4 protein-coding genes and 1 pseudogene are annotated in these 3321 nt (G+C 41.9%); all 5 read left to right on the top strand.

Annotation, left to right across the window (positions count from 1 at the left end; translation table 11 throughout):
- Positions 1-147 precede the first annotated feature (147 nt).
- The 5 genes and pseudogenes from L3V37_RS23775 (at position 148) to L3V37_RS23740 (ending at position 3200) form a co-directional block, all read left to right on the top strand.
- On the top strand, positions 148-528 hold the full coding sequence (locus L3V37_RS23775; RefSeq protein ID WP_237307330.1) for a cytidine deaminase: 381 nt from the start codon (positions 148-150) through the stop codon (positions 526-528).
- A 133-nt stretch (positions 529-661) separates the two neighbouring features.
- On the top strand, positions 662-1225 hold the full coding sequence (locus L3V37_RS23765) for a DUF4145 domain-containing protein (RefSeq protein WP_021485058.1): 564 nt from the start codon (positions 662-664) through the stop codon (positions 1223-1225).
- Between the two features lie 689 nt (positions 1226-1914).
- The gene (locus tag L3V37_RS23755; RefSeq protein WP_237307326.1) at positions 1915-2436 is read left to right on the top strand and encodes a GNAT family N-acetyltransferase; all 522 of its coding nucleotides are present in this window, start codon (positions 1915-1917) and stop codon (positions 2434-2436) included.
- Between the two features lie 159 nt (positions 2437-2595).
- Complete coding sequence (locus tag L3V37_RS23745) at positions 2596-3093, top strand: DNA topology modulation protein (RefSeq protein ID WP_161444491.1); 498 nt, start codon at positions 2596-2598, stop codon at positions 3091-3093.
- Positions 3056-3200, top strand: a pseudogene (locus tag L3V37_RS23740) (DUF3265 domain-containing protein). Before L3V37_RS23745 ends, L3V37_RS23740 begins: the two are co-directional and overlap by 38 nt.
- Positions 3201-3321 lie beyond the last annotated feature (121 nt).

Here is a 3321-nt window from a genome sequence, read left to right as displayed (position 1 = left end):
AATGTATAACAATCTGTTTAAGAGTGATTCGCAACGCTTGGCATTTTTACTATGCGTTGCGTTTAGTGTTTAAGGTGGTATGCGGGAGCTTCGGTATTGCGTCGCTCACACCTTAACAGGGCGTTATGTGTTCTCGAGGGTTATAAAATGTTCAAAGAATTAGTCTCTTTGGCTTCGTTCAAATTGAGACAACAAGAATATAGCGGAAAAATTAGTTGTGGTCAGGTATCAGCGGTTATTGAAACATCGTCTGGAAAATTATTTAGTGGTGTTTGTATAGACACTGCTTGTTCACTGGGCATCTGCGCCGAACGAAATGCGATTGGAACAATGGTAACCGAGGGAGAGTTTCAAATTACTAAGTTGGTTTGTATTAAAGGTGATGACATCATCTTACCTTGCGGCGCGTGCCAAGAGTTATTGTTGCAGCTGCACCCTAAGAATGCTGAAATGCAAATTCTAACTAATCATGATGGTGCGATTCTTAAATTGAACGAGCTTATGCCGCATTGGTGGGGCAACACATAACAAATTGCTCAAGAGTGATTCGGCACGCGTGGCACTTTCACTATGCGTTGGTTTTAGTGTTTAAGGCGGTATGCGGATGCTTAGTTATTGCGTGCCTCACACTTTAGCAAGGCGTTAAGCAGCAAGGAGAAATATGAAAATTTACGCAGTCTTGATTAGCTTGTTGTTTGTAGCATTAGCGGGCATGCACATATTCTGGGATGCCGTTACAATTGATGCGATTGCAATCGTATTAATTGTCTTAGCCTCTTTACCATGGGTATTTCCTTACTTAAAAACGTTAGAATTACCCGGTGGTGTTAAAATCGAACTGAAAGATGTTAAAAGTGCGGTAGAACAAGTATCGAGTGGAACAGAAACATCGTCCTCAGGTAGCGATGCGTACGAGTATTTACAAGTTGTTTCTTCTCATGATCCAAACCTAGCATTAGTTGCGATTCGAATCGAAATAGAAAAAGCAGTCCGCGCTACTCTTGGAGATTCAACTAGACCAATTCCACTATCAAGGGCAATGAGTCAACTTGTTGCTGACGGTGTAATATCAAAGCGTACTGCTAGCGGTATACAGGATTTTATAAAGTTGGGCAATCAAGCTGCTCATGGGGTAACAGTAGACAGAGATGCGGCAGATTTTGCTATTGAAAATGCAGCTAACTTATTAATACCGTTCAAAGAGCAATTGGCCAAAGCTGCTTAACAAACAATTTAAGAGTGATTCGGCACGCGTGGCATTTTTACTATGCGTTGGCTTTAGTGATTAAGGTGTTATGCAGAAGCTTCGGTATTGCGTGCCTCACACCTTAATTGGGCGTTAGGCGACGGGCAGTAAAGTTCTTTGTTCTCATCTTCTTAGTTCTCTTTGAGCATTCGTTTTTCTAAGTCGGCAACTTGGCATTGTCGGCTCAAATTCTTGAATCTCTCCTGCCGTAAAACATGCCAAAATTCGTGGGTTGCCTCATTGGTTTTTGGAGACGGTTAGTGGCGAGTTTAATTGGCTCAAAGTGTGGCAAGGGCAAGTTAATCGAGGTTTTCGTTCTCGCTTTAAGTTTGCAGCTTTGGGTTTCTCAGGTTCAAAAACTACTTAGTCGCTGCAAATTCGCATTTCGTGGTCGTTGGAATTTTGGCTGAAACATAGTGAGTTTTGTGGTTCTTGAATCACAAAAAGTCAGTGGGTGCTTGGTTGCTTATTTTGTTTCGGGTAATCTGCTTTCAGACAACCTTAAACCCCGGTGGGAAACTTCGCCTAACAAGGCGTTCAAGACGGATTCACAACGCTTGGCGATTTCAGTTCCGGTCAGGCTAAGTGTTTAAGGTACAATGGTTTAGGTTTGGTGATTGGCGTTGTTCACCACTTAACGCGGCGTTAGCCCTTTTCGAGGAAACGATATGGAAATCGTACAAGAAATAGATGTTTCAGAATTGCATCATAAGGCAATCGAAGCATTAAGAAATCAAGCTTTTCCAGATAGCCAAGTAAGTCGTTCTTACTTTAAGCAGTTGCCTCATATGCGTGCCCTTCATTTTCAAGGTGAACAGCTGGTTGGCTATCTTGGATTGGATTATCGCGTTGTTAGTGTCGGCGGGGAAATACATAAGATTCTGGGCGTAATCGACTTTTGTGTTGACGAACGTTATCGAGGGCAAGGTATTGGCTCTTTTATGTTGTCAGAATTATCAGCATTTGCTGAAACTAAAGATGTGGATTTCATAATCCTTATATCTGAGTTACATGATTTCTACTCTACAAACGGCTTTTACCAAGTTCAGTGCATGCAGTCTTGGTTAAGGCTTCATGAGCACACCAACTTTGGAGTTGCTGTAGAGCATCTTGATGAACTGTATGTGAAACCACTCAGAGATAAGCAGTGGGGTGTTGGACATTTTGATTGGCTAGGTTATATGTACTAGTCAACCACAGGGCTAACAAACTGTTCAAGAGGGATTCGCAACGCGTGGCATTTTCACTATGCGTTGGTTTTAGTGTTTAAGGCGGTATGCGGCGGCTCTTGTATTGCGTTGCTCACCCCTTAACAGGGCGTTAACTGGATTGGTGACGAGGTAAGTCCGATGAAAAGAATTGCGGTCATTGGTTCCGGCGGTTCGGGTAAATCCACATTTTCGGCACTATTAGGTACAGAGTTGAATTTGCCTGTTCATCATCTCGATCAGCTATATTGGAAACCAAATTGGGTTAAAACTCCAAAAGATGACTGGATCAAAATTCAAAAAGGTCTTTGTGAAAGCGAGTGTTGGATTATCGACGGTAATTATCAGAGCACCCTTGATATAAGATTTGGAGCTTGTGACACAGTAATATTCTTAGATGTAAACCGATATACCTGTATCTATCGAGCACTAAAGAGAACATTATTAAGTAGTAAGCGTCCAGATTTAGCTGAAGGTTGCGATGAAAGGTTTGATATCGAGTTCATCAAATTCTTATGGGACTATCCCAAAAAGTCGAAACCCCTAATAATGGACAAACTCAAGACGCTTACAAGAAATAAGCGTGTAATTATCGCAAAATCTGGAAAGCAAGCGCTCCTCCTTTGCAAATCCAGTTAACAAACTGTTCAAGAGGGATTCGCAACGCGTGGCATTTTTACTATGCGTTGGTTTTAGTGTTTAAGGCGGTATGCGGCTGCATCGGTATGGCGTTGCTCACCCCTTAACAGGGCGTTATACGATTAAGGAGAAAAATGAAGCCTGATTTACACGGAAGTAGGGTTGTATTGAGGTCAATTCAAATGGAAGATTCTGATGACTTGTTTGAAATTTATGGTGATGTTCAAA

Origin of the sequence: Vibrio sp. D54 (assembly GCF_021728075.1) — a bacterium.
Classification (GTDB): domain Bacteria; phylum Pseudomonadota; class Gammaproteobacteria; order Enterobacterales; family Vibrionaceae; genus Vibrio; species Vibrio alginolyticus.
This window is presented reverse-complemented; position numbering and strand designations above follow the sequence as displayed.

Excerpts from the sequence above, each read along its gene's own strand:
- L3V37_RS23775 (WP_237307330.1), top strand. The coding sequence starts at position 148 with ATGTTCAAAGAATTAGTCTCTTTGGCTTCGTTCAAATTGAGACAACAA.
- L3V37_RS23765 (WP_021485058.1), top strand. The coding sequence starts at position 662 with ATGAAAATTTACGCAGTCTTGATTAGCTTGTTGTTTGTAGCATTAGCG.
- L3V37_RS23755 (WP_237307326.1), top strand. The coding sequence starts at position 1,915 with ATGGAAATCGTACAAGAAATAGATGTTTCAGAATTGCATCATAAGGCA.
- L3V37_RS23745 (WP_161444491.1), top strand. The coding sequence starts at position 2,596 with ATGAAAAGAATTGCGGTCATTGGTTCCGGCGGTTCGGGTAAATCCACA.